The organism is Streptomyces sp. NPDC051041, from assembly GCF_044456065.1.
Lineage (GTDB): Bacteria > Actinomycetota > Actinomycetes > Streptomycetales > Streptomycetaceae > Streptomyces > Streptomyces glaucus.
Genome location: NZ_JBITFM010000021.1, coordinates 48883 through 69863, shown reverse-complemented (window position 1 = coordinate 69863; position 20981 = coordinate 48883). Strand labels below are relative to the sequence as shown.

Sequence of the window (20981 nt, the reverse complement as noted above, 5' to 3'; positions counted from 1 at the left end):
GGGGGCGCCCCCGCCCCCCGGCCCCCGCCGCGGGGGCGGGGGCGCGGGGCCCCCCCCCGGGGGGGGGGGCCCCCCGCCCGTGGTGCGCGCGCGTCGTCGAGTGCCGTGTGCGCGCCGGTGCGTGGCCCGTGCGCGGAGCGCCCCCCTCCGTCCGGCGGGCGGCTTCGGCCGTCCGCCGACGGATGCCGGCGCCGAGGGCTACCCTGATGACCTGATCAACAGGTGTGCGGAGCAAGGAAGTCGGGAAGGCCGCAAAGCGACAGTGGCGGCGATCGGGGGCGGACATGACCGTTGAGAGCGGCTACGCGGACATCTTCGGGCCACAGGTGCCGCGCACGGGGGACGGGGGGCAGACGCCGACCCTCGCGCTGGCGTCGGCGGCCTACCGGGACGGCCCGGTCGAGGAGATCAAGAAGGCGGACAACGACTGGCACCAGACGACCGTCAAGCCGGGCCGGCCCTGGGCCACGATCTTCCGGCCCAATCTCGGCGAGGCCTTCTCCCGCGCGGTGGTGGACCGGATGCTGGGCAGCGGCCGCAAACCCCTCATCCAGTCCTTCGGCGCCGAGCCTCAGGTGGTCGTGGAGCACTGCCTGGCGGCCAACCGCATCCGCCGGGAGCGCGACAACAAGCTGACCGCCGTCATGGTGGTGTGCGGTCTGCTGTTCCTGCCGGGCCTGCTGGCCTGGCTGCTGGTCTTCCAGATCCGCGCCACCGTCGCCAAGTCCGAGAACCGGCAGGCCGGGGCGTTCGGCACCGTCCTGCTCGTCGCGGTCGGCGCCCTGGCCGTGCTCTTCCTGGTCCGGATGCCCTTCGGCGGCTTCTGGGGCTGGTACGCGCGCGCGGCGGTGGTGATGCCCGTGGTCGGCTGGTTCGGGGCCAAGCAGATCTGCGAGCGCACGGCGCGGGACCTGCGGGAGCGCTGGGACAGCCTGCTGTCCGGCAGCAGCGTCGGCGCCAAGGTCCCCGAGACGGTGCCGACCGGACCGAACGCGACCGCGGCCGAGCAGCTGCGCCAGTCCCTGGCCAAGCTCAGCGCCGAGCAGCAGTCCAACTCCGTCTTCTACGCCGGGCCCAAGGGCATACTCGGCATGGGCACCCGCTGGGGCAGCTGGCAGCTGGCCGAGGAGCTGGTGCCCGCCGACCCCGCCCGGGAGATCCACCCGTTCCGCAGCTGGGACGTCGTACGGTCCATCCACGACCAGCTGCGGATGCTGGAGCGGGGCCCGCTGAACACCGGCGGCTTCCCCACCCCGTCGATACGGCACTGGATCGTCACCCCGATCGGGGAGAACGCCTCGGCGGTGTCCCGGCCGGAGGGCACCGACGTCGAGGCCTACCAGGTCAAGCCGCACGCCATACAGGAGATCTGCAACAAGCAGCAGTTCGGCGCGGGCGACCGGCACTATCTGGGCGTGCAGTGGACGCTGTGGGACGGACAGCTGGTCATCACGATGCTGATCACGGTGACCGTGCTGCACGCGACCCTGCGGATCGAGGTCACCGGCCATGCCCTGGGCCCCGTGAACGGTCTGTTCACCTCCAAGCCGGAGGCGCCGTCGAAGGAGGTCACCAAGTCGTTCAAGCCGTGGGAGACGCGCACGGTGAAGCTGCCGCTGGTGACCGCCAACGAGGTCGTGCGGCTCGCGGTGCGCGCGCCGCTGACCTGGTACCCGCCGCTGCTGAACTGGCTGGGCGGGACGATCGCCCTGCCGGAGCCGTTCGGTCTGCGGCACGCGTGGGCGGACCAGCCGTGGCGGCACCGGTTCATGGCCGACGACGCGCTGCGCGCCGCCACGCCGGTGCTGCGGGTGGTGCACACCGCGGCGATCAAGGTGCTGAAGGAGAACGGCGTGGACACGGAGAAGTTCGGCGCGCGGTCGGCGTTCCTCAGCACCCAGGTGCAGGACCCGGCGCCGAGGAAGGCCGACCTGTACGACGCGTAGTCCCCCGGCGGGTGACCGTGCGGGGGGCTCCCGGGGGAGCCGGCCCGGAACTGCGCCCCCGGGCTTCCCCTCGGCCCGGGCGGGTCCGGCCCCGGGGCCGGACCCGCCCGGCGGTCACGCCGCCGGCCACGCCTCCGCCAGCATCTTGCGGGTGTCCGCCAGCAGCTGCGGCAGCACCCTCGTGTGACCGACGACCGGCATGAAGTTCGTGTCACCGCCCCAGCGCGGCACGATGTGCTGGTGCAGGTGGGCGGCGATGCCCGCGCCGGCCACCGTGCCCTGGTTCATGCCGATGTTGAAGCCGTGCGCGCCGGACGCGGTGCGCAGCGCCGTCATCGCCTGCTTGGTCAGCTCGGCGAGTTCCGCGGTCTCCGCCCCGGTCAGGTCGGTGTAGTCGGCGACGTGGCGGTAGGGCACGGTCATCAGGTGGCCGCCGGTGTACGGGTACAGGTTGAGCACCGCGTACACCTGCTCGCCGCGTTTGACGATCAGCCCGTCCTCGTCGGACTTGGCCGGGATCGAGCAGAAGGGACATCCGTCGCCGGCTCCGGGGCCGCTCGGCTTGTTCTCGCCCTGGATGTAGGCCATCCGGTGGGGCGTCCACAGACGCTGGAACGCGTCCTGCGTCCCCACTCCCAGCTGCTGCTCCGGCTCACTCGTCATGCAGTGCAGCATATGGCTTCGCCGCGGGGGCGCGGCAAAGGCCCCCGGGGGATCCCGGGGGCCTTCGCCGCGTGCGGTCAGCGGTGTGATCAGACCTGGGCCCGCTCCTCGACGACCTGCGCGATCTTCGCGATGGCCTCGTCGAACGGGATGCCGTTCTCCTGCGAGCCGTCGCGGTAGCGGAAGGACACCGAGCCGTTCGACATGTCCTCGTCGCCCGCGATGACCATGAAGGGCACCTTCTGCTTCTGGGCGTTGCGGATCTTCTTCTGCATGCGGTCCGAGGAGGAGTCGACCTCGACCCGCAGGCCCTTCTTCCTCGCCGCCGCGGCGAACTTCTCCAGGTACTCGACGTGCGCGTCGCCGATCGGGATGCCGATCGCCTGGACCGGGGCGAGCCAGGCGGGGAAGGCGCCCGCGTAGTGCTCCAGCAGCACGGCGAAGAAGCGCTCGATGGAGCCGAACAGCGCGCGGTGAATCATGACCGGGCGCTGCTTGGAGCCGTCGGCGGCGGTGTACTCCAGGTCGAAGCGCTCCGGCAGGTTGAAGTCGAGCTGGATGGTCGACATCTGCCAGGTGCGGCCGATGGCGTCCTTGGCCTGCACGGAGATCTTCGGGCCGTAGAAGGCGGCGCCGCCCGGGTCCGGGACCAGCGGCAGGCCCTGCTTCTCGGCGACCTGGCGCAGCGTCTCGGTGGCCTCCTCCCAGGCCTCGTCGGAGCCGACGAACTTCTCCGGGTCCTTGGTGGACAGCTCCAGGTAGAAGTCGGTCAGGCCGTAGTCGCGCAGCAGGTTGAGCACGAAGGTGAGCGTCTTGTCGAGCTCGTCCGACATCTGCTCGCGGGTGCAGTAGATGTGCGCGTCGTCCTGGGTGAAGCCGCGCGCGCGGGTCAGGCCGTGCACGACGCCCGACTTCTCGTACCGGTACACGGTCCCGAACTCGAACAGGCGCAGCGGCAGTTCGCGGTAGGACCGGCCGCGCGCGTCGAAGATCAGGTTGTGCATCGGGCAGTTCATGGGCTTGAGGTAGTAGTCCACGCCCTCGTCGAGCTGCATGGGCGGGTACATGCCGTCGGCGTACCAGTCCAGGTGGCCCGAGGTCTCGAAGAGCTTCGCCTTGGTGGCGTGCGGGGTGTAGACGAACTCGTAGCCCTCCTCCTCGTGGCGGCGCCGCGAGTAGTCCTCCATGACCCGGCGGATGATGCCGCCCTTGGGGTGGAAGACGGCGAGGCCGGAGCCGATCTGCTCCGGGATGGAGAACAGGTCCAGCTCGCTGCCCAGCTTGCGGTGGTCGCGCTTCTCGGCCTCGGCGAGGAAGTCCAGGTACTGCTTCAGCTCGTCCTTGGACGGCCAGGCGGTGCCGTAGACGCGCTGGAGCATGGGGTTCTTCTCGCTGCCGCGCCAGTAGGCGGCCGCGTTGCGCATCAGCTTGAACGCCGGGATGAGGCGGGTGGAGGGCAGGTGCGGACCGCGGCAGAGGTCCTTCCAGCACAGCTCGCCGGTCCTGCCGTCCAGGTTGTCGTAGATCGTCAGCTCGCCGGCGCCGACCTCGACGTCGGCGCCGTCCTCGCTGGAGGCGGAGCCCTTGAGGCCGATCAGTTCCAGCTTGTACGGCTCGTCCGCCAGTTCCTCGCGGGCCTGCTCGTCGGTCACCACGCGCCGCGCGAAGCGCTGGCCGCGCTTGACGATCTCCTGCATCTTCTTCTCGATGGCCTTGAGATCCTCGGGCGTGAACGGCTTGTCGACGTCGAAGTCGTAGTAGAAGCCGTCCTTGACGGGCGGGCCGATGCCCAGCTTGGCCTCGGGGAAGAGCTCCTGCACGGCCTGCGCCATGACGTGCGCGGTGGAGTGGCGCAGGATGTTCAGGCCGTCCTCGGAGGAGATCTCGACGCCCTCCACCTCGTCCCCGTCGGAGAGCACGTACGACAGGTCCCTGAGCTCGCCGCCCACGCGCGCGGCGACGACCGAGCGCTCGCCGGCGAAGAGGTCGGCGGCCGTAGTGCCCGTCGTCACCACGCGTTCTTCCCGCTCGGAATCGCGCTGGATGATCACACGGACGTCTGACACCGGTCTCTCCTGACTGAAGGGTGGGTTCGCGGCGCCATACCGGAGCGCGCGCATGAGGGCGATCGTACCGACCCGGGGCCCTCCACCGCGAAATCATTCCCCGCCGCCCGCCTCCTCGAAGAAGTCCGCGATCCCGGCGGTCTCCCGCAGCGACTTCATCAGCCGGTCCCGCTCGGCGTCGTCGACCCGCACCGGCACGACCTCCGAGGCACCGGTGAGCCGGCGGAAACCGCCCCGGCTCTCCAGCCGGCCCCGCACCCGCACCGGCAGCCCGGCCAGGTGCGCGTGCCCGGCGATCCGGTACGCCTCCTCGTCGAGGGTGACCCGCACGTGCGGGACGTCGGCCCCGGTGAGCACCCGCAGCCGTACGGTGCCCGCGCCGTACGGCTGGGACCTGCGCATCCGCACCACCGTGCCGGTGATCCGCACCGGCACGGACGGCTCGGCCCGCAGATAGCGGTCCCCGGCCTCGCGCAGCGCGGGCAGGTCGCCGGGGGAGAACTCGACGGGCCCGGCGGCCGCGCAGCCCTGGGGGACGCCGGCCGCCGGGGCCCACGCGACGGCGATCCGGGCGCCCTCGGTGCCGCGCACCAGGGCGACGAGGGCCCCGGTGAGTTCGTGGCTGACGCCGGCCCGGACGGCCGAGTCGAAGGCGTCCAGGCCTCCGGTGGCCCGCCGGTGGTCGACGGCCTCGCGGGCGGCGTGCAGGGCGTGGTGCAGGCGCACGGCGAGGGGGCGGCCGGCGGCGGCCGGCACGAACGCGGTCAGGCGGCGTCCGCCGGGGGCGGGGGCGACCAGGACGTCCTGGAGCATCGCGGCGGCGAAGCGGCGGTGCCGGGCGCCGTGGTAGCCGGCCCGTGCGCGGACGGCCAGCGCCCCGGCGAGCAGCGTCCGGCGGGCGGCGGAGCGCAGCTGCTCCTCCACGGTCCAGGGGACGGCGTCGCCGGGGCCGCCGGGGACGTCCCGCCACCAGCGGATCTCGTCGCTGGGCACGGCGAGGGCGACCAGGATCTCGCGCGCGGCGGGCGTGCCGCTGCGGGCCAGGGCGTGCAGGGCCTCGCCGAGCAGGTCGTCGCTGTCGGGGAAGGCCCGGGTCTCGGGCACCAGCAGGCTCGTGCCGCCGCCCGGCCCCGGCGGGGTCCAGCGGCCGTAGCGTCCGGCGGCGCCGCCGCGCCGCTGCCAGCCGTGCCGGTGCAGCAGGGCGCCGAGCACGGCCGGGTCGACCTGGCCGGGCTCGGGCGGCGGGCCGGGCCGGGCGGCGTCGGCGGGGCGCGGCCGCACGGGCCGCAGGGGCTCCCCGGTCGGGCGGTGCGTCACGGTGTCCCTCCCGTCCCGACCCGCGTCATGATCCCGCACAGCGCACGGTCGTCGAAGATGTGCGAGGTCGGTATCCGCACGGTGGTGCGGCGCCGGCCCGTGACCGGGTGTCCGGCGAGGTTGGTCCAGTAGCAGCAGTGCCGCAGGTCGAGCCGGTCGTGGCCGGCCCGCAGCCAGTCGTCCCGCGAGCGGGGTACGAGCATCACGACGAGGATCTTGTGCACCGAGACCGGGGTGCGGGCGAGCTTCGCCAGGTGCTCGTTGTCGAGCGTGAAGGAGAAGGAGCGGCCCGGCGGGTTCGGCGGGACCTGGTACGTCGCCTTGAGCTGCACCTTGATGGTGACCTCGTCGTCGACCGTGTGGCCGGGTGCGCTGTGGCTGACGTGCCAGTCGATGCCGTTGTCCGGGAACGGCTGGGACAGCGAGCAGCCGGCGGCCGCCGCGACGGCGTGCAGATAGCCGACCTGGAGCGTCTCCATGCAGGCGGTGGTGGCGAGCGTGCCGCGGGAGGGTGCCGGGCCCCCGGGCAGCAGCCCGCCCCGTTCGGGCTGCGCGATGGCCATGACGGACAGCCTTCCGGAACAAGCGGATCCCCGTCGCGGGCCCTTGAACCGGAAAGACCCGTTGTTCCTGTTGTGTCCTTCCGGCGTACGGCGCAAACAGCCCGGGTATCACCGGAACGGGCAGGCGACGGGACGTCAGCCGCCCTGGTCGATCGAGGAGTTGGTCGGTATGACGTGCTGGTACGAGGGGCCTTTGGCCGCGTTCGACACGGAGACCACGGGTGTGGACGTCGAGGCCGACCGGATCGTGTCGGCCGCCGTCGTCGTCCAGGACGCGCCGGGTCTGCGGCCGCGGGTGAGCCGCTGGCTGGTCGATCCGGGCGTGCCGGTGCCCGAGGCGGCGACGGCGGTGCACGGGCTGACGGAGGAGCATCTGCAGCGCAACGGCCGCTGGCCGGCGCCGGTGATGTACGAGATAGCCGAGACGCTGGCCGAGCAGGCCGCCGCGGGACGTCCGGTGGTGGTGATGAACGCGCCGTTCGATCTCACGCTGCTCGACCGGGAGTTGCGCCGGCACCGCGCCTCGTCCCTGGGCCGCTGGTTCGAGGCGACGCCGCTGCACGTCCTGGATCCGCGGGTGCTCGACAAGCATCTGGACCGCTACCGCAAGGGGCGCCGCACCCTCACCGACCTGTGCGCGCACTACGGGGTGCCGCTGGAGGAGGCGCACGACGCGGCGGCCGACGCGCTGGCCGCGCTGAACGTCGTACGGGCGGTGGGGCGGCGTTTCGCGTCCCGGCTGGAGCAGCTGTCCCCCGCCGAGCTGCACACGCTGCAGGCGGTGTGGCACGCGGCGCAGGCGCGGGGACTCCAGGCGTGGTTCGCGCTCAACGGCTCGGAGGAGCCGGTGGACCCGGCGTGGCCGCTGCGGCCGGACCTGCCGGCGGCTGCGTGAACCCGGCGGCTCAGGTCGGCGGCGGAGGTACGGGGCGGGGGCCTCGCTCCGTGTGGCGCAACCGCGCCGGACACGAGGAGAGCGACGCGGTCCGCACTGTCCGCGGACCGCGTCGCTCTCGTGAACGTGGGCGATACTGGGATCGAACCAGTGACCTCTTCGGTGTGAACGAAGCGCTCTCCCGCTGAGCTAATCGCCCGGGAACGCACTGAACAATACAGGTCTTCGCGGGCTTCCTTCAAACCGCTTGCCGGCCGTGCTCCAGGTGGCGTGCCAGTCCGCGCCGCCCGGCCCGCATCATCAGCCGGTGGTTGGCGCGGAACAGCGGGCGTCCCGGCACCGCGAACCGCCTGAGCAGCGGTTTGGCCACGTCGACGACCTGGTCGTAGCGGGCGAGGCTGCCGGTGCCGCGCGGAGTGACGGTCCAGCGCGCCGAGCCCTCGATGTCGCCGGACAGGGCGATCTCCAGGACCCCGGCCACCGGATCGCGCCGGGTCCCGCGCGCGGTGAAGGTCATGTCGTACGGGAGGAAGGAGCGGATCCGGACGGCCCCGGTGGTGTCGTCGAGCCGGGTCACCTCGCGCACCTGGGGCCACCAGCGGGGGTAGTCCTCGGGTCGTTGCAGCACGTCGTAGACGGCGTCGGGCGGTGCGGGCAGGGTCCACAGGCTGCGGAAGCGGTAGTGGGTCCAGTCCATGGACGGAGGGTGCCCGCGGGCGGGGATCGCATGCCGGTCCCCGCCGCCGGGCGCGTGCGGTGCGGCCGGCCGCCCCACCGGACGTGGCTCCGCCGGGCGCCCGGCGTCACCTCGGGGCGCCGCCGCTGCCGGGCGGTGCGGTGCCCTTGCCCGGCGCCCGGCCCCGGCGCGCCCCTCCTGCGGCGCGGATCGCCGGCCCGCTCCCCCGCCGGGGGCCTCCCGCCCCCGCCGGGCTGCCGCTGTCCGCGCCCTGGGCGAGGTGCCGGCGGCGCGGGCGGGAGGCGGCGGGGAAGCCGGACCGGTGGGCTACGACGGCATCCTGTCGCCGAGCAGCGCCAGGTTCTCGATGGCGGCGAGGCCGTACAGCGCGGTGTCGTTGGTGGACACCCAGGGGGCCTCGCTGCCGGGCACCAGCGCGACCGGGCCGCTGATCTCCTCCGTCTTCCAGGGGGCGGACTCCCGGTAGCCGTCGGAGTTGTAGAACTTGTCCCACGCCCGCTCGGCGAGCTTCTCGTCGCCGGTCTGGACGGCGGCGTAGGCGTCGAGGCGCGAGTGGCCCTGGAAGAGGATCAGCGAGCCGAAGTTGCTGCCGTAGCGGGCCGCCTGCTCGGCCTTGGTGGCGTTGAAGTAGCGGCAGTAGTCGAGGTACGCCTCCTTGAACTCCGGCATGTCGACGAGGTCGATCAGCTCGGCGCACAGCTCGTTGAGGCCGAAGACCGCCGAGAGGTGGGAGACGGACACCGCCGGCTGGTCCGCGACGGCGAACCTGCCCGTGTCCAGGTCGTACAGGCCGCTGCCCTGCACGAAGCCGTTGGGCTGGGCGGCGATGGTCTCCATCGTCGACAGCACCCGCGCCTTGGCCTTCTCCCACTTGGGGCCCCGGCGCTCCCATTCGGTCAGCCACGCCGAGACCAGGCCGGACCAGTCCGTGCCGAAGCCGATGGACAGGGCGTGCGGGTCGGGCTGGTAGTCCGGGTCGGGGCGGACCTTGCGCTGCGGGTCGAGCACCAGGAACGTCTCGTCGGAGTCGACGTTGGCGTGCATGAGGTCGCCGACGCGTTCGTCGGCGGTGAGGAAGTAGTAGAAGCGGCGGTAGGTGGTGTTGGCGATGCGCTGCTGCTTGGCGCTGTCCGCGAAGTGCTGCACGCCGTGCCGGGTGCCGAGGCCGGCCCACTCGCCGATGTGGTAGACGTCGACCTCGCCGGTGTGCCGGGTCATCGCCTCGGCGAAGCGGAAGATGTCCGCGCGGCCGGAGCGCAGGTAGGCGTACCACAGCCACAGGTCCGGCGACAGCTCCGAGTTGTCCCAGGCGTAGCCGCCGACGTCGTAGCGCCACTGGTGCCGGGCCGTGTCGTAGGTGTGCATGATGTCGCCGTAGTCCCAGAAGCCGTACCAGCGGCGCTGCTCCACCTGGTCCTTGTAGTAGGTGAAGAGGAAGTCGAGGTGGTCCTCGATCCTCGCCTTGGCCGGGGTGGAGCGGTCGGGCTCGGCGAACAGGCCGGGGCCGAACACCTTGGCCTTGATGAGCTGCTTGGGCGGGGCGGCGAGCTGCGGGAGCACGCGCACGGCCCGGACCTGTTCGGCGAGCCGCTCCGCGCCGGGCGTGGACTCGTTGGCCCAGAACAGGAGTTCGGAGGTGCGGGCGATGCCGTACGGGGTGCCGAAGCCGGGCTCGTAGTCCTCGTAGGTGATGTTGAGGCCCTCGAGCTGTTCGGCGTAGGTGTCCTGGCCCATGCCGTCGTGGTAGAAGCGCAGGTCCATGGGGAGCGCCTCGGGCGACCAGAGCCAGAGGGTGACCTCGGCCTCGTCGGTGTGGGCGCCGCGGATGTCGAGCTGGGCGGGGAACTTCTCCCAGAAGTCGCGCAGGCCGAAGGAGAGTCCGCCGCTCGTGCCGCCGACGTAGCCGAAGCCGGAGGCGCGCCGGCCGCCGCCCGCGGGGATCCAGCCGTAGCCCTTCTTGGTGCGCTTGCGCACCGTGAAGCCGTCGGCGGACAGCTGGGAGAGGGTGTAGTCGCCCCACTCGGGGATGTACTGCAGGCGGGTGGTGACCCGCTGGTCCCAGGTGGCCGGGTCGGGCAGTTTCCTGCCCTCGAACTGGGCCGCCTGGACGGCCGCGCCCGGGTCGCGGCGCAGGCCCGTGATGCCCTTGACGGCCTCGCGCAGCAGGCCGGTGCCCTCGCCGCCGATGCGGATGTGCCGGTCGTAGGACTCGTCCCGCATCGGCACGGAGAAGCGGACGCCGAGGCCGCGGATGAAGTCGCCGCTCGCCTTGCCGGGCTCCTGGGTGCCGTCGTAGGTGATGGTGTGCACCATGCGGAAGGAGTCGGCGCCCGCGTAGAAGTAGAGGCGCACGGAGAACGGCAGCCAGCTCCGGTCGCCCTTGCGGTGTTTGCCGTCGACGCGGACGACCGCGCGGACCGGGCCCTCCTGCTCGACCTTCACCCCAAGGATCGCGCCGTCGAAGCGCTCGGTCTTCGCCGCCGTCTGGTCGCCGTCCTCGAACTCCGGCTGGCGCAGCAGCACCAGCCGCCCGTTCCTGGCGATCTCGGTGGAGCCGCGGGTGACCGACTTGACGAGGGTGGTGCCCGACTTGCCGATCCGTACGGTGATGACGCCGGTCGAGACGGTGACGGTGCCTCCGCCGCTGTCGACGGCGACCTTCTTCTCGGGCACGGCGGGGGTCCCGGCGGTCAGGGTGAGCTTGCCGGTGCCCGAACCGACCGCGTGCGCGGTCCACTTCAGGGAGCCGTCCGGCCAGTACGCGAGCGGCCAGGACTGCACGGGCACGGCCTTGCCGTCCGCGTCCGTCAGCGCGAACGTCTGGTCCTCCCGGTACGCGCCCTTGGGCCAGGGCACGCCGACGGTGGAGCCGGGGGCGGCGCCCAGGCCGCCCTCCTCCAGCCAGTCCAGGGTCACCGGGTCGGCGTCGGCGGTCCCGGCCGCGGGCGCGGCCTGGGCGTTCTGCGCTCCCAGCGCCCAGCTGAACTGGGCGGCGGCTCCGGCGACGGCGGCCGCCTTGAGGAGGGATCTGCGGGGGATGGGGGACATGGGGGATCCAGCCTTTCCTCGTCCGTGCGGGAAGCGTTCCGTACCAAGATGGTCAGGGGCATGACAGGAAGAGGCGCGGCGCCCGGGGCGCCGGCCCCGTTTGCGGGGCGCCGGCCGTCAGCGGCGCCGGTACCGCTCCTCCACGGCGACGGCCGCCGCCGCGACGGCCCCCAGCACGGGGACCGCCAGCGGCGCCACGATCCAGGCGGAGCAGACCACCACGGCCAGCCCGCCGACGATCAGGAAGGAGCCGGCCGGGTCGAGCACGGTCCGCCGCCCGGCACCGGCGAGCAGCGACCGCCAGGAGGCGCCGGGCCGCCAGACGGCCGCCGCGCGCAGCACGGCGACGGCCGCGCCGATCAGGGCGGACAGTCCGACGGCGCCCACGAGCGGGCCGCCCGGCAGGCCGGCCCGCACGGCCTGCACGTCCACCCACACGGCGGCCGCGGCGGCCCAGCCGGCCAGCCCGACGAGCCAGCCGCGGCGCGCGGCCGACCGGAAGTCGGCGGCGAACTCGCGCCAGCCGCCGCCCTCGTGGGCGGTGCGCCGCCGCAGGTGCCGGGCACCGGCGGCGGCCGCGGCGGGCCAGGTGACCACGCCGAGGGAGGCCACCGCGATCCACACCCCGGTGAGCAGGCACTCGGCGAACAGGGCGAACCGCTCGGCGAGCAGCGACTCCCCCCGTCCGGTGCGGTCCTCGACGCGCGTCCGCCTCATGGCCGGGTCACCTCAGCCCTTCAGACCGCTGGTCGCCATGCCGTCGATCAGATAGCGCTGGAAGGCCAGGAAGAAGGCCAGGACCGGCAGCAGGGCGACCAGCGACATGGCGATCATGCCGCCGTAGTCGGCCACGGCATCCTGGTCCACGAACATCTTCAGGCCCAGCGAGACCGTGTACTTGTCGGGCTCGTTGAGGTAGATCAGCGGGCCCATGAAGTCGTTCCAGGCGTTGATGAAGGTGAAGATCGCGCTGGTGATCAGGGCGGGCCGGCTCAGCGGGAGCACGATCGACCAGTAGATGCGGAAGTGCCCGCAGCCGTCGAGGCGGGCCGCCTCGTCCAGCTCCCTGGGCAGGTTGCGCATGAACTGGACCATCAGGAACACGAAGAACGCTTCCGTGGCCAGGTACTTGCCGATCAGGAGCGGGGTGTAGGTGTTGATCATCTCCATGTTGCGGAACAGCACGTACTGCGGGATCAGCAGCACGTGGTACGGCAGCAGGAGGGTGCCGATCATCAGCGTGAACAGCAGGTTCCGGCCCGCGAACCTGATCTTCGCGAAGGCGTAGGCCGTCAGCGAGCAGGACAGCAGGACGCCGACCACCGAACCTCCCGCCAGGAACACCGAGTTCATGAAGAAGGTGGAGATCGGGACGTCCGCGATGCCCTCGGTCAGGCGCGTGTAGTTGTCGGTGATGGGATCGCCCGGGAAGAGGTCCAGGCTGCCGACGATGTCCTCGCTCCTCTTGAAGGAGCCGCCGACGACCCACAGCACCGGGTAGAGGATCACCGCGAGGAGGGCCAGCGCGCCGAGGTGCCAGGCGAGCGAACCGGGGAGCCGGCGGCGCAGGGCGCCGCCCCCCGCGGACCGGGCCGACGGGGGTGTCCCCCGATCGAGCGGAGTCGACAGACCGGGGGAGCTCATCGGGCGTCCTCCTCGTAGTGCACCCAGCGCTTCTGGGACCAGAACAGCACCGCGGTCACCAGCGCCACGGCGATCAGCAGCATCCACGCCATGGCGGAGGCCAGGCCCATCCGGCTGTTCTCGAAGCCCTGGACGTAGAGATAGCAGGTATAGACCATCGAGCCGTCCGCCGGACCGCAGGCGTTGCCTCCGGCGCCACCGCCGACGATGTACGCCGAGCTGAAGATCTGGAAGGAGTGGATCGTCTCCAGCAGGACGTTGAAGAAGAGGACCGGGGAGATCATCGGCAGCGTGATGTTCCAGAACTGCCGCAGCTTGCCGGCCCCGTCCACGTCGGCCGCCTCGTACAACTCGCGCGGCACCTGCTTGAGTCCCGCCAGGAAGATGACCATGGGGGCGCCGAACTGCCAGACGGTGAGCGCCACGAGGCTGTAGATGATCATGTCCGGGTCGCCGGCCCAGCCGCCGGCGTCGAACCCGAGGAACTGCTGCGCGCGGTCGACGGCCGCGTCGTCCGAGAAGATCGCCTTCCAGACGATGGCGATGGACACGCTCGCGCCGATCAGCGACGGCGCGTAGAACGCGGCCCGGTAGAAGGCCTGGCCGCGCCGCTTCTGGGCCAGGAGCAGCGCCACGCCGAGGGCGAGGATCAGCTTGATCGGCGTACCGACCACGACGTACCACAGCGTCACCCGCACCGAGTGCCGCCAGCGCGGGTCGGCGAACATCTCGGAGAAGTTGTCCAGGCCGATCCACCGGGGGGCGTCGAACAGGTTGTAGTCGGTGAACGCGAAGTAGAGGGAGGCCGCCATCGGGCCCGCCGTCAGCAGCAGGAACCCGGCGATCCAGGGGGACATGAACAGGTAGCCGGCCAGGTTCTCCCGGCGGCCCCGCCGCTTCAGGGCGGCGGAGCCCCCGGGGGTCACCGGACCGTGCCGCGGCTCGGAGTCCTCGGTCAGGTCCTCCATCGCAGGGGCGTGTGTCACGGCGGTTCCCATCAGCTGCCGAGAGCCGTCTTCGACTCGTTGAAGAACTGCTTGACGGCGTCGTCCACGGACCGCTTGCCGAGGGCCAGTTCCTCCGCGATGCGCAGGAAGGCGGCCTCGCAGATGTCGGCGCCGGCCGGATGCGGGGTGATGGTCTCCAGGACGCCCGCCTCGACGAGGGACTCCTCGTAGGCGGCGATCGCCTTGTCGACCGGGTCGGTGGGCTGGTACGCCTCGTACTGGGCCTGCGTCGCCGGCACGCCGCGGTCGTAGCCCATGATCTTGGCGACCTCGGGGTCGTGGACCATGAAGTCGATGAACCGGGCGACCTCCTCGGGGTGCTGAGTCCGCTTGGAGGCGCTGAGCATCAGGGAGCCGAGGTACTGGCCGGTCCTCTTGCCGTCCGTGGTCGGGATGGGCGCGAGGCCGTACTCGCTCTTGCCCTCGGAGGTGTAGCGGACGGTGAAGTTGTCCCAGGTGAACTCGCTGCCCGCGAGTTCGGCGGAGAGGGCCGACTTGGGCTTGATCTGGGCGACCTTCCTGGCGTCGGCGTACAGCCCGGCCTTCACGCCCTTCTCGGCCTTGGTCCACCAGTCCGTCAGGTCCGCCTCGGTGAAGCCGAGACCCTTCTCGGTGAAGAACGCCTTGCCGTTCTGCCGGAGGTGGAGGTCGTAGAGGTACATGACGCCGTACATGCCGCTGTCGCCGGCGCGCCCGGTCCTGTCACGGATCTTCTTCAGCGCCGCGTCGAAGTCGTCCCAGGTCCAGCCCATCTCGGGCTTCACGCCGGCCCTGGTGTAGACGGGCTTGTCGATGACCAGGGCCATCGAATTCGAACCGACGGGAACGCCGAGGAGCTTGCCGTCGATCTCGCCGAACTTCTCCAGGCCCGCCCGGAAGCCGTCCATGGAGAGGTTGCCCGCCTTCACCTGCTCGCCGAGATCGAGCAGCACGTTCTTGGCGTCGTATTTGCGCAGGAATCCGATGGCGTTCTGGAAGACGTCCGGCGGATTTCCGCCGGAGGCCTGGGTGTTGAACTTCTTCCAGAAGTCGGCGTACGGCTGGAAGTCGGTTTTCACCTTGATCTTCGGGAACTTCTTCTCGAAGAGCGCGATGGTCCTGTTGATGCGTTCGGCCCGGTCCTGGGCACCCCACCAGGCGTAACGGATCGTCACCGTTCCGTCTCCCGAGCCGCTGCCACCACCGCAGGCCGTGGCCGTCGCGCCCAGTCCGGCGACGGCCAGCGAGGCCCCGGCCGCTTTGAGGACTGTCCGCCTCTCAACATTCCTGCCCTGCTGCATGTGAGCCTCCCCGCGACGTTGCGTTCGCCCCATGAATCGTTTCAAGTAAGCGCTTGCTGGCACAAGTTACGTAGGCCCTACGGGGACGTCAATGATTCGGACAGGAATTCATGGGCGGCGCGACCGGGCAGCGGAGGCCGGCAGTCCGCTCCAGCTCGGCCGCTCAACCGGGAGTGCGCAGGTAGGAACGTCGTGATCGACCGGCCGAACACCGGCCGACACCGTGGGGCACGCGCCGGGGAAGGTCACGGTTGGATGAAGACGGGCGGGAAGTGGAGGGCTTCGCCGGCCGTGACGGCCCGGACGGTACAGGCCCCGCGGCGCGCGCCCGGCCCTCACGGCGGCGCCGTCCGGCCACCCGCCGGGACGGCGGCGCCGCCCCGCTCCCCGAACGACGGCGGCCCGCCTGCTCAGTCGCAGGCGGGCCGCCGGTCCGGGTGGGCGATACTGGGTTCGAACCAGTGACCTCTTCGGTGTGAACGAAGCGCTCTCCCACTGAGCTAATCGCCCGGGCACAGAAAGAAGATTACCCCATGTCAGGGGGTGCCCGTGACCGGCGCCGGCCGGGCGCGCACCCCGCTGCGGATCACTGGTCCTCGATCTTCCAGGGCATGACGATGCCGAACTTCCAGACGTAGATGCCGCCGATGACGGCGACGATCACCAGGCCGATCGTCGTCAGGATGATGTTGCGGCGGCGCACCCGGGGATCGAGGGCGCGCTGCGCCGCCTCGGTGACCTTGCGCTTGGTCCAGCGCAGGACGATCTGGGCCCAGACGAACTCGGTCGCCCAGATCGCCATGCCGCCGAAGATCACGACCCAGCCCGGTCCGGGCAGCGGCAGCATGACGATGCCCGCGCCCACGACCGCGAGCCCGACGACGAATACGCCGACCTGCCAGCTCAGGTGCAGCACACGGCGGGTCTTGATGAATTCCGGCGCCCTGGAGCCGAGCCCCTGCTCGCTGTGCGCCCCGTCCGTCCTGGTCTCGTCGGATGCCACGGCTACCTCGCCCGGCTCGTCACTCCCCGTGTTCATACGGCCAAACCCTACCCGAGGCAGACGAGCCACCGGAATGACCGCACCCCGACAACGATCTCTCGGCCGGAAGAGTTACGTAAAGGCACCCAAAACACTCAGAGGGGTTTACAACGGCACTGTAGGTGGCATGTCGATTTCGCCGACGTGCGAATCCCCGAGCGCACACTGAGCGAAAGGCCCTGGCGCTTATGAACACCACGGTCAGCTGCGAGCTGCACCTGCGCCTCGTTGTGTCGAGCGAGTCCTCCCTGCCTGTCCCCGCAGGCCTGCGGTACGACACGGCCGACCCCTACGCCGTGCACGCCACCTTCCACACCGGAGCCGAGGAGACCGTCGAGTGGGTGTTCGCCCGCGACCTCCTCGCCGAGGGGCTGCACCGTCCCACGGGCACCGGCGACGTCCGCGTCTGGCCGTCGCGCAGCCACGGTCAGGGCGTCGTGTGCATCGCCCTGAGCTCCCCGGAGGGGGAGGCCCTGCTCGAAGCCCCGGCACGGGCCCTGGAGTCCTTCCTGAAGCGGACCGACGCCGCCGTCCCTCCCGGCACGGAGCACCGGCACTTCGATCTGGATCAGGAGCTCTCGCACATCCTGGCGGAAAGTTAGGCCGCAGCTCCTCGCGAAGCCGCCCGGCGCCGTCGACTCGGGGTGACGGTTCGGGCCGGGACAACCGCATACGGCACACACCGGCGCCGTCGCCGCGGGCCTCCGCGGGGCGGTGCCGGACGCTTGCGTGCGGACGGGAACCCCGGCTCCGCCGGTGCCGTTGTACCGGCAGTCACGGGCCGAAGCCGGTAACGCCGCATGCGGGAGCCACTACCATCGGCCAGCATCGGCGGGCGCCCGCCCGACCCCCAGGCCAGGGAGCGAATCGTGCTGATCACCCACGACACCCGGTGCGCCCTCGACACCGTGGTCGATCTGGTGAACACCGCACCGGAGGACGACACGACGCCGGACGGGCTGCCGGACGTGACGGCCCTGGAGAAATTCGTACGCACGCACGAAGTCAGCGATGTCGGGGTGCTCTCCGAGTTCGACCTCTCGGCGGTGCGCGCGGTGCGCGGGCGGTTCGCCGCGGTCTTCGCGGCCCCGGACACGCGGACCGCCGCCGGGCTGATCAACGAACTGGTGGCCGCCGCGGGCACCACGCCCCGGCTCACGGACCACGACGGCTACGACTGGCACGTGCACTACTTCGCGCCCGGCGCGTCCGTCGCCGATCACCTGGCCGCCGACTGCGGAATGGCCCTGGCGTTCTTCGTGGTCGCCGGAGAGCGGGAACGGCTGCGCCGCTGCGAGGCCCCCGACTGCCGGCGTGCCTTCGTCGACCTCTCCCGCAACCGGTCGCGGCGCTACTGCGACAGCCGTACGTGCGGGAACCGCCTGCACGTGGCCGCGTACCGGGCGCGCCGCAAGGAGGCGGCGGGCTGATCCGCCCCGGCGTCGCGGACACCGGTGGCAGCGCTCCCCCGCCGGTCCGCGGACCGGACGCCCGTGTCCGCGCGGTCCCCGGCGGATGGCGCCGGGGAGCGCGGGTACGGCTCACAGCAGCAGCAGATCGTGCAACGCGGCCATGAGCAGCAGACACCCGATCACCGCAAGGAAGATCATCAGCGGTGGCTGGGAAAGGGCGAAGAGGCAACCGCGCGGCTCGTCCGGCTTTTCCTGCGGTTCTTCCCGTGTCGGCGCGGTGTCGCTCTGTGTCGTGTCCAGCATCTCGCGGCGATGATGGCGCAGCCGGTGCGCCCGACGCGATCAATACACCCCTAACGAGCGGTACTTCGCTGTTTTCCGTGTTGTCCTTTTCGGGTTGTGATCGTTTCCGCACGCCCAGGGATCACTGCGTCGTTCCGGTCCGCCGGGGCGGAACCGCGAGGGCCCCTCGGACGCCGCGCTTCCTCATATGCCGTGCTTCTTCAGGATGGCTTCGATGTCGCTGAAGTCGTCCTCGGCGGCGCGGGACGCGCCCGCGGACCCGGCCGCGGGCCGGGAGCCGGATCCCAGGGAGGGCGCCGAGGCCGCCGCGTCGCCCCGGGCGGCCGCCCGGGCCGCCCTGCGCTCCCCGCGGGTGCCGCCGCGGCGGCGCTCCACGGCGCGGGTCGTGGCGAACAGCAGCCAGGAGGCGCCGAGCAGCCCGAAGCCCGCCCAGGCGGTCGGGCTGAAGGCGGTGCCGGCCAGCCAGTCGACGACGCCGGCCAGCACCAGGCCGAGCGGGACCAGCGCGTAGGCGGCGATGCGGGCCGCGGTCAGGAAGCGCCGGCGGTACGCGGTGACCGCCGCGATGCCCAGGCCGGCCGCGGACACGGCGGAGCAGACGGTCTCGGCAATCATCCGGTCCTCCAGGCGGGGCGCGCTCGGGCAGGGGACGCTTCGTCCCCCCTCCATCCTGCACCGCCCCGGGTCCACCCGGCCATGCCCCGGCCGGACATCAGGGACATCTCCGGGCCGGCTCCTCCGCAGGTACCGGTGCCGGCCGCGCGACCGCGCCGGGCGAGGTCCCGTTTGGGCCGCCGGCGCCGGGACTGGGAGACTGGGCCCATGAGCGACTCCTCCCCCGCCCGTCCCGCCGTCCCCGTTCTCGACGTGTGGTGCGAACTGCAGTGCCCGGACTGCCGCACCGCCCTGGACGACCTCCGTGCCCTGCGGGCCCGCTACGGCGACCGGCTGGAGCTGCGGCTGCGGCACTTCCCGCTGGAGAAGCACAAGCACGCCTTCGCCGCCGCGCAGGCCGCCGAGGAGGCCCTGGAACAGGGCCGGGGCTGGGAGTACGTCGAGGCCGTACTGGGCCGGGTCGAGGAGCTGGACCGCAAGGGAGAGCCCTTCCTGGTCGAGGTGGCCCGGGAACTCGGCCTGGACGCCGAGGAGGTCGACACCGCGCTGATCGACGGCCGGCACATCCTGATCGTCGACGCCGACCAGGCCGAGGGCAGGGCGATCGGGGTGACCGGCACCCCGACGTACGTCATCGGCGGCGAGCGCCTCGACGGCGGCAGGAGCCAGGAGGGCCTGCGCGAGCGCGTCGAGGAGATCGCGGACCGGCTGCTGGCCGGGCCGACCGGCTGACCCGGGGCCGCTACAGCAGCGGCTTGTACAGGCCGTACTGCGTCGTTTCGTAGCCGAGCGACTCGTAGAGCCGCTCGGCGGGGGTGTTTCCCGCGAAGACGTTGAGGCCGATGGTCCGCCTGCCCGCGGTGATCGCCTGGGCCTCGGCCAGCAGCATGAGCGAGCGCCCGTGCCCCTGGCCGCGGTGGGCGGCGCCGGTCTCGACGTCGAAGACGAAGGCGTTCTCCTCGCGCACCGCCAGCCACAGCGTGCCCACCGGTGTGCCCGCGTGCTCCAGGACGCTGAAGAGCATGCCCGGTGTGGCCCGGCCGCCGGGCAGCAGGGTGGCGTGGTCCCGCTCCGCCTTGGCGCGGGCCTCGGCCTCGGGCACGCCGCGGTCGCTCCAGTCGCGGGCGTAGTCCTCCTTGCCGCGCGCCAGCCAGGGACCGAACTCCGCGTCCGTCATGGGCCGCGCCCGGCTGCCCTCGGGCAGGCCGGGCGGGGCGTCGCCGAGCGGCTTCTCCATGCCGCGGTTGCGCACGACGTAGCCGAGTGCCGTGGCGAGGCGCAGGGCCGGCCCGGCGTCGGCGGGGACCGCCGCCTCGATGCGCCGGCAGCCCCAGCCGCGCGCAACCTCCTCCGCGGCCAGCGCGGCCACCGTGCCCCGGCCGCGCCGCCGGTCCGGCTCCTCGATCCGCAGGTGCAGGATCCGGGCCACGGCGTCGCCGAAGACGGGATGCGTGCCGAGGTGCACGGCGCCGACGGGACGGCTGTTCACGCACACCTGGTAACGGCGTGAGCGCGTCCCGTCGGCGTGCTGCTGGAGCGGCTCGGTCGGCCGCAGGGTCGTGGTCATCAGGAGTGTTCTACCCGCTGCCGCGCCCCGGGTCAGCCGGGTGTCCCCGCCTTCCGCGGATCGGGCCGCTCACGGATCGAGGTCGTCCGCCGCCCGCTCCTCGAAGATCCGCATCGCCTTGGCGGTCACCGGGCCGGGTGCGTCCGGCAGTTCGCGGTCGTCGACCCGGTGCACGGCCTGGACGTCCCGCAGCGTGGACGTCAGGAAGATCTCGTCGGCCCGCCGCAGGACGTCCAGCGGGAGGTCCGTCTCCCTGGCGCCGGTCCACTCGAGGGTCAGGGCCCGGGTGACGCCCGCGAGACAGCCGGAGGCCAGGGGCGGGGTGTGGATCTCGCCGTCGAGGACGACGAAGACGTTCGACCCGGTGCCCTCGCACAGCTGCCCCACCGTGTTGCCGAACAGCGCCTCGGAGGCGCCCTGCCGGTGGGCCCGGGCGAGCGCGACGACGTTCTCCGCGTAGGAGGTGGTCTTCAGGCCGGTGAGCGCGCCGCGTTCGTTGCGGGTCCAGGGGACCGTGACGACGGCCGTGGTGTCGGGACGGCGGGTGGTCTCGCCGAGGGCGACCAGGAGGGTCGGGCCGTGGTCGCCGCGGTCGGAGCCGAGCGGGCCCTGGCCGCCGGTGTAGGTGATGCGCAGCCGGCCGAGCGGCATCGGGTTGGCCTCCAGGACGGCGGCGCAGGCCCGGCGGATCTCGTCGAGATCGGGGCCGGGCAGGCCGAGGCCGCGCGCCGAACGGGTCAGCCGGTCGAGGTGGCGGGTGAGCGCGAACGGCCTGCCGTCCACCGCCTTCACCGTCTCGAAGATGCCGTCGCCCACGGTCAGCCCGTGGTCGAAGGCGGAGACGCGGGCGGACTCGATGTCCCGCAGCCCGCCGTCGAGCCAAAGCTTCACTGCTCTCTACCTCGCAACTCTGTGC

The 20981-nt window shown here is 72.1% G+C and carries 20 protein-coding genes and 2 tRNA genes; 5 read left to right on the top strand and 17 right to left on the bottom strand.

What is annotated here, in order from left to right:
* Positions 1-284 precede the first annotated feature (284 nt).
* Positions 285-1946: a hypothetical protein gene (locus ACIBAI_RS25725; RefSeq protein WP_399037796.1), complete on the top strand. Its 1662-nt coding sequence runs from the start codon at positions 285-287 to the stop codon at positions 1944-1946.
* Positions 1947-2060: 114 nt separating this feature from the next.
* Here the strand turns inward: ACIBAI_RS25725 and ACIBAI_RS25720 are convergent, their stop codons facing one another.
* The 4 genes from ACIBAI_RS25720 to ACIBAI_RS25705 all read right to left on the bottom strand — a co-directional run bounded on the left by ACIBAI_RS25720 (position 2061) and on the right by ACIBAI_RS25705 (position 6555).
* On the bottom strand, positions 2061-2621 hold the full coding sequence (locus ACIBAI_RS25720) for an HIT family protein (protein ID WP_399037794.1): 561 nt from the start codon (positions 2619-2621) through the stop codon (positions 2061-2063).
* 77 nt (positions 2622-2698) lie between these two features.
* Positions 2699-4675 carry a threonine--tRNA ligase gene (gene thrS, locus ACIBAI_RS25715; protein WP_399037792.1) on the bottom strand — a complete coding sequence of 659 codons (1977 nt, stop codon included), beginning with the start codon at positions 4673-4675 and terminating at the stop codon, positions 2699-2701.
* A 93-nt stretch (positions 4676-4768) separates the two neighbouring features.
* The gene (locus ACIBAI_RS25710) at positions 4769-5992 is read right to left on the bottom strand and encodes a hypothetical protein (RefSeq protein WP_399037789.1); all 1224 of its coding nucleotides are present in this window, start codon (positions 5990-5992) and stop codon (positions 4769-4771) included.
* Positions 5989-6555 carry a DUF4365 domain-containing protein gene (locus ACIBAI_RS25705; protein ID WP_399037787.1) on the bottom strand — a complete coding sequence of 189 codons (567 nt, stop codon included), beginning with the start codon at positions 6553-6555 and terminating at the stop codon, positions 5989-5991. The genes ACIBAI_RS25710 and ACIBAI_RS25705 overlap by 4 nt, the downstream gene beginning before the upstream one ends.
* Positions 6556-6724: 169 nt before the next feature.
* On the opposite strand from ACIBAI_RS25705, the gene ACIBAI_RS25700 reads away from it, so the two are divergent.
* Positions 6725-7450, top strand: coding sequence for a 3'-5' exonuclease (locus tag ACIBAI_RS25700; RefSeq protein ID WP_399037784.1), 726 nt, complete (start codon positions 6725-6727; stop codon positions 7448-7450).
* Between the two features lie 127 nt (positions 7451-7577).
* On the opposite strand, the gene ACIBAI_RS25695 is transcribed toward ACIBAI_RS25700, so the two are convergent.
* From ACIBAI_RS25695 to ACIBAI_RS25655, 9 genes are all read right to left on the bottom strand, one after another.
* Positions 7578-7649 (bottom strand) — tRNA-Val (locus ACIBAI_RS25695).
* A gap of 39 nt (positions 7650-7688) precedes the next feature.
* Entirely contained in the window at positions 7689-8147 is a 459-nt protein-coding gene (locus ACIBAI_RS25690; RefSeq protein WP_399037783.1) for an SRPBCC family protein, read from the bottom strand.
* A gap of 306 nt (positions 8148-8453) precedes the next feature.
* Positions 8454-11195 carry a Tat pathway signal sequence domain protein gene (locus ACIBAI_RS25685; protein ID WP_399037781.1) on the bottom strand — a complete coding sequence of 914 codons (2742 nt, stop codon included), beginning with the start codon at positions 11193-11195 and terminating at the stop codon, positions 8454-8456.
* A 117-nt stretch (positions 11196-11312) separates the two neighbouring features.
* Complete coding sequence (locus ACIBAI_RS25680; protein WP_399037779.1) at positions 11313-11912, bottom strand: hypothetical protein; 600 nt, start codon at positions 11910-11912, stop codon at positions 11313-11315.
* 12 nt (positions 11913-11924) lie between these two features.
* Complete coding sequence (locus tag ACIBAI_RS25675) at positions 11925-12839, bottom strand: carbohydrate ABC transporter permease (RefSeq protein ID WP_399037777.1); 915 nt, start codon at positions 12837-12839, stop codon at positions 11925-11927.
* The gene (locus ACIBAI_RS25670; protein WP_399037775.1) at positions 12836-13837 is read right to left on the bottom strand and encodes a carbohydrate ABC transporter permease; all 1002 of its coding nucleotides are present in this window, start codon (positions 13835-13837) and stop codon (positions 12836-12838) included. Before ACIBAI_RS25670 ends, ACIBAI_RS25675 begins: the two co-directional genes overlap by 4 nt.
* Complete coding sequence (locus tag ACIBAI_RS25665; RefSeq protein WP_399037773.1) at positions 13837-15126, bottom strand: ABC transporter substrate-binding protein; 1290 nt, start codon at positions 15124-15126, stop codon at positions 13837-13839. Before ACIBAI_RS25665 ends, ACIBAI_RS25670 begins: the two co-directional genes overlap by 1 nt.
* A gap of 438 nt (positions 15127-15564) precedes the next feature.
* Positions 15565-15636, bottom strand: a tRNA-Val gene (locus ACIBAI_RS25660).
* A 76-nt stretch (positions 15637-15712) separates the two neighbouring features.
* Complete coding sequence (locus ACIBAI_RS25655; protein WP_399037772.1) at positions 15713-16165, bottom strand: TIGR02611 family protein; 453 nt, start codon at positions 16163-16165, stop codon at positions 15713-15715.
* Between the two features lie 191 nt (positions 16166-16356).
* On the opposite strand from ACIBAI_RS25655, the gene ACIBAI_RS25650 reads away from it, so the two are divergent.
* The gene (locus ACIBAI_RS25650) at positions 16357-16770 is read left to right on the top strand and encodes an SsgA family sporulation/cell division regulator (RefSeq protein WP_004002642.1); all 414 of its coding nucleotides are present in this window, start codon (positions 16357-16359) and stop codon (positions 16768-16770) included.
* A gap of 267 nt (positions 16771-17037) precedes the next feature.
* On the top strand, positions 17038-17598 hold the full coding sequence (locus ACIBAI_RS25645) for a CGNR zinc finger domain-containing protein (RefSeq protein WP_399037769.1): 561 nt from the start codon (positions 17038-17040) through the stop codon (positions 17596-17598).
* Positions 17599-17709: 111 nt separating this feature from the next.
* Here the strand turns inward: ACIBAI_RS25645 and ACIBAI_RS25640 are convergent, their stop codons facing one another.
* Complete coding sequence (locus tag ACIBAI_RS25640) at positions 17710-17883, bottom strand: hypothetical protein (RefSeq protein ID WP_399037767.1); 174 nt, start codon at positions 17881-17883, stop codon at positions 17710-17712.
* Positions 17884-18066: 183 nt separating this feature from the next.
* Positions 18067-18498: a hypothetical protein gene (locus ACIBAI_RS25635; RefSeq protein WP_399037765.1), complete on the bottom strand. Its 432-nt coding sequence runs from the start codon at positions 18496-18498 to the stop codon at positions 18067-18069.
* 207 nt (positions 18499-18705) lie between these two features.
* On the opposite strand from ACIBAI_RS25635, the gene ACIBAI_RS25630 reads away from it, so the two are divergent.
* Positions 18706-19230, top strand: a complete 525-nt coding sequence (locus tag ACIBAI_RS25630; protein WP_399037763.1) for a DsbA family protein — start codon at positions 18706-18708, stop codon at positions 19228-19230.
* Between the two features lie 10 nt (positions 19231-19240).
* Here ACIBAI_RS25630 and ACIBAI_RS25625 read toward each other — a convergent pair whose 3' ends face one another.
* Positions 19241-20065, bottom strand: a complete 825-nt coding sequence (locus ACIBAI_RS25625; protein WP_399037761.1) for a GNAT family N-acetyltransferase — start codon at positions 20063-20065, stop codon at positions 19241-19243.
* Positions 20066-20134: 69 nt separating this feature from the next.
* Positions 20135-20956 (bottom strand): aminotransferase class IV, encoded by an 822-nt coding sequence (locus tag ACIBAI_RS25620; RefSeq protein ID WP_399037759.1) that lies wholly within the window; start codon positions 20954-20956, stop codon positions 20135-20137.
* Positions 20957-20981 lie beyond the last annotated feature (25 nt).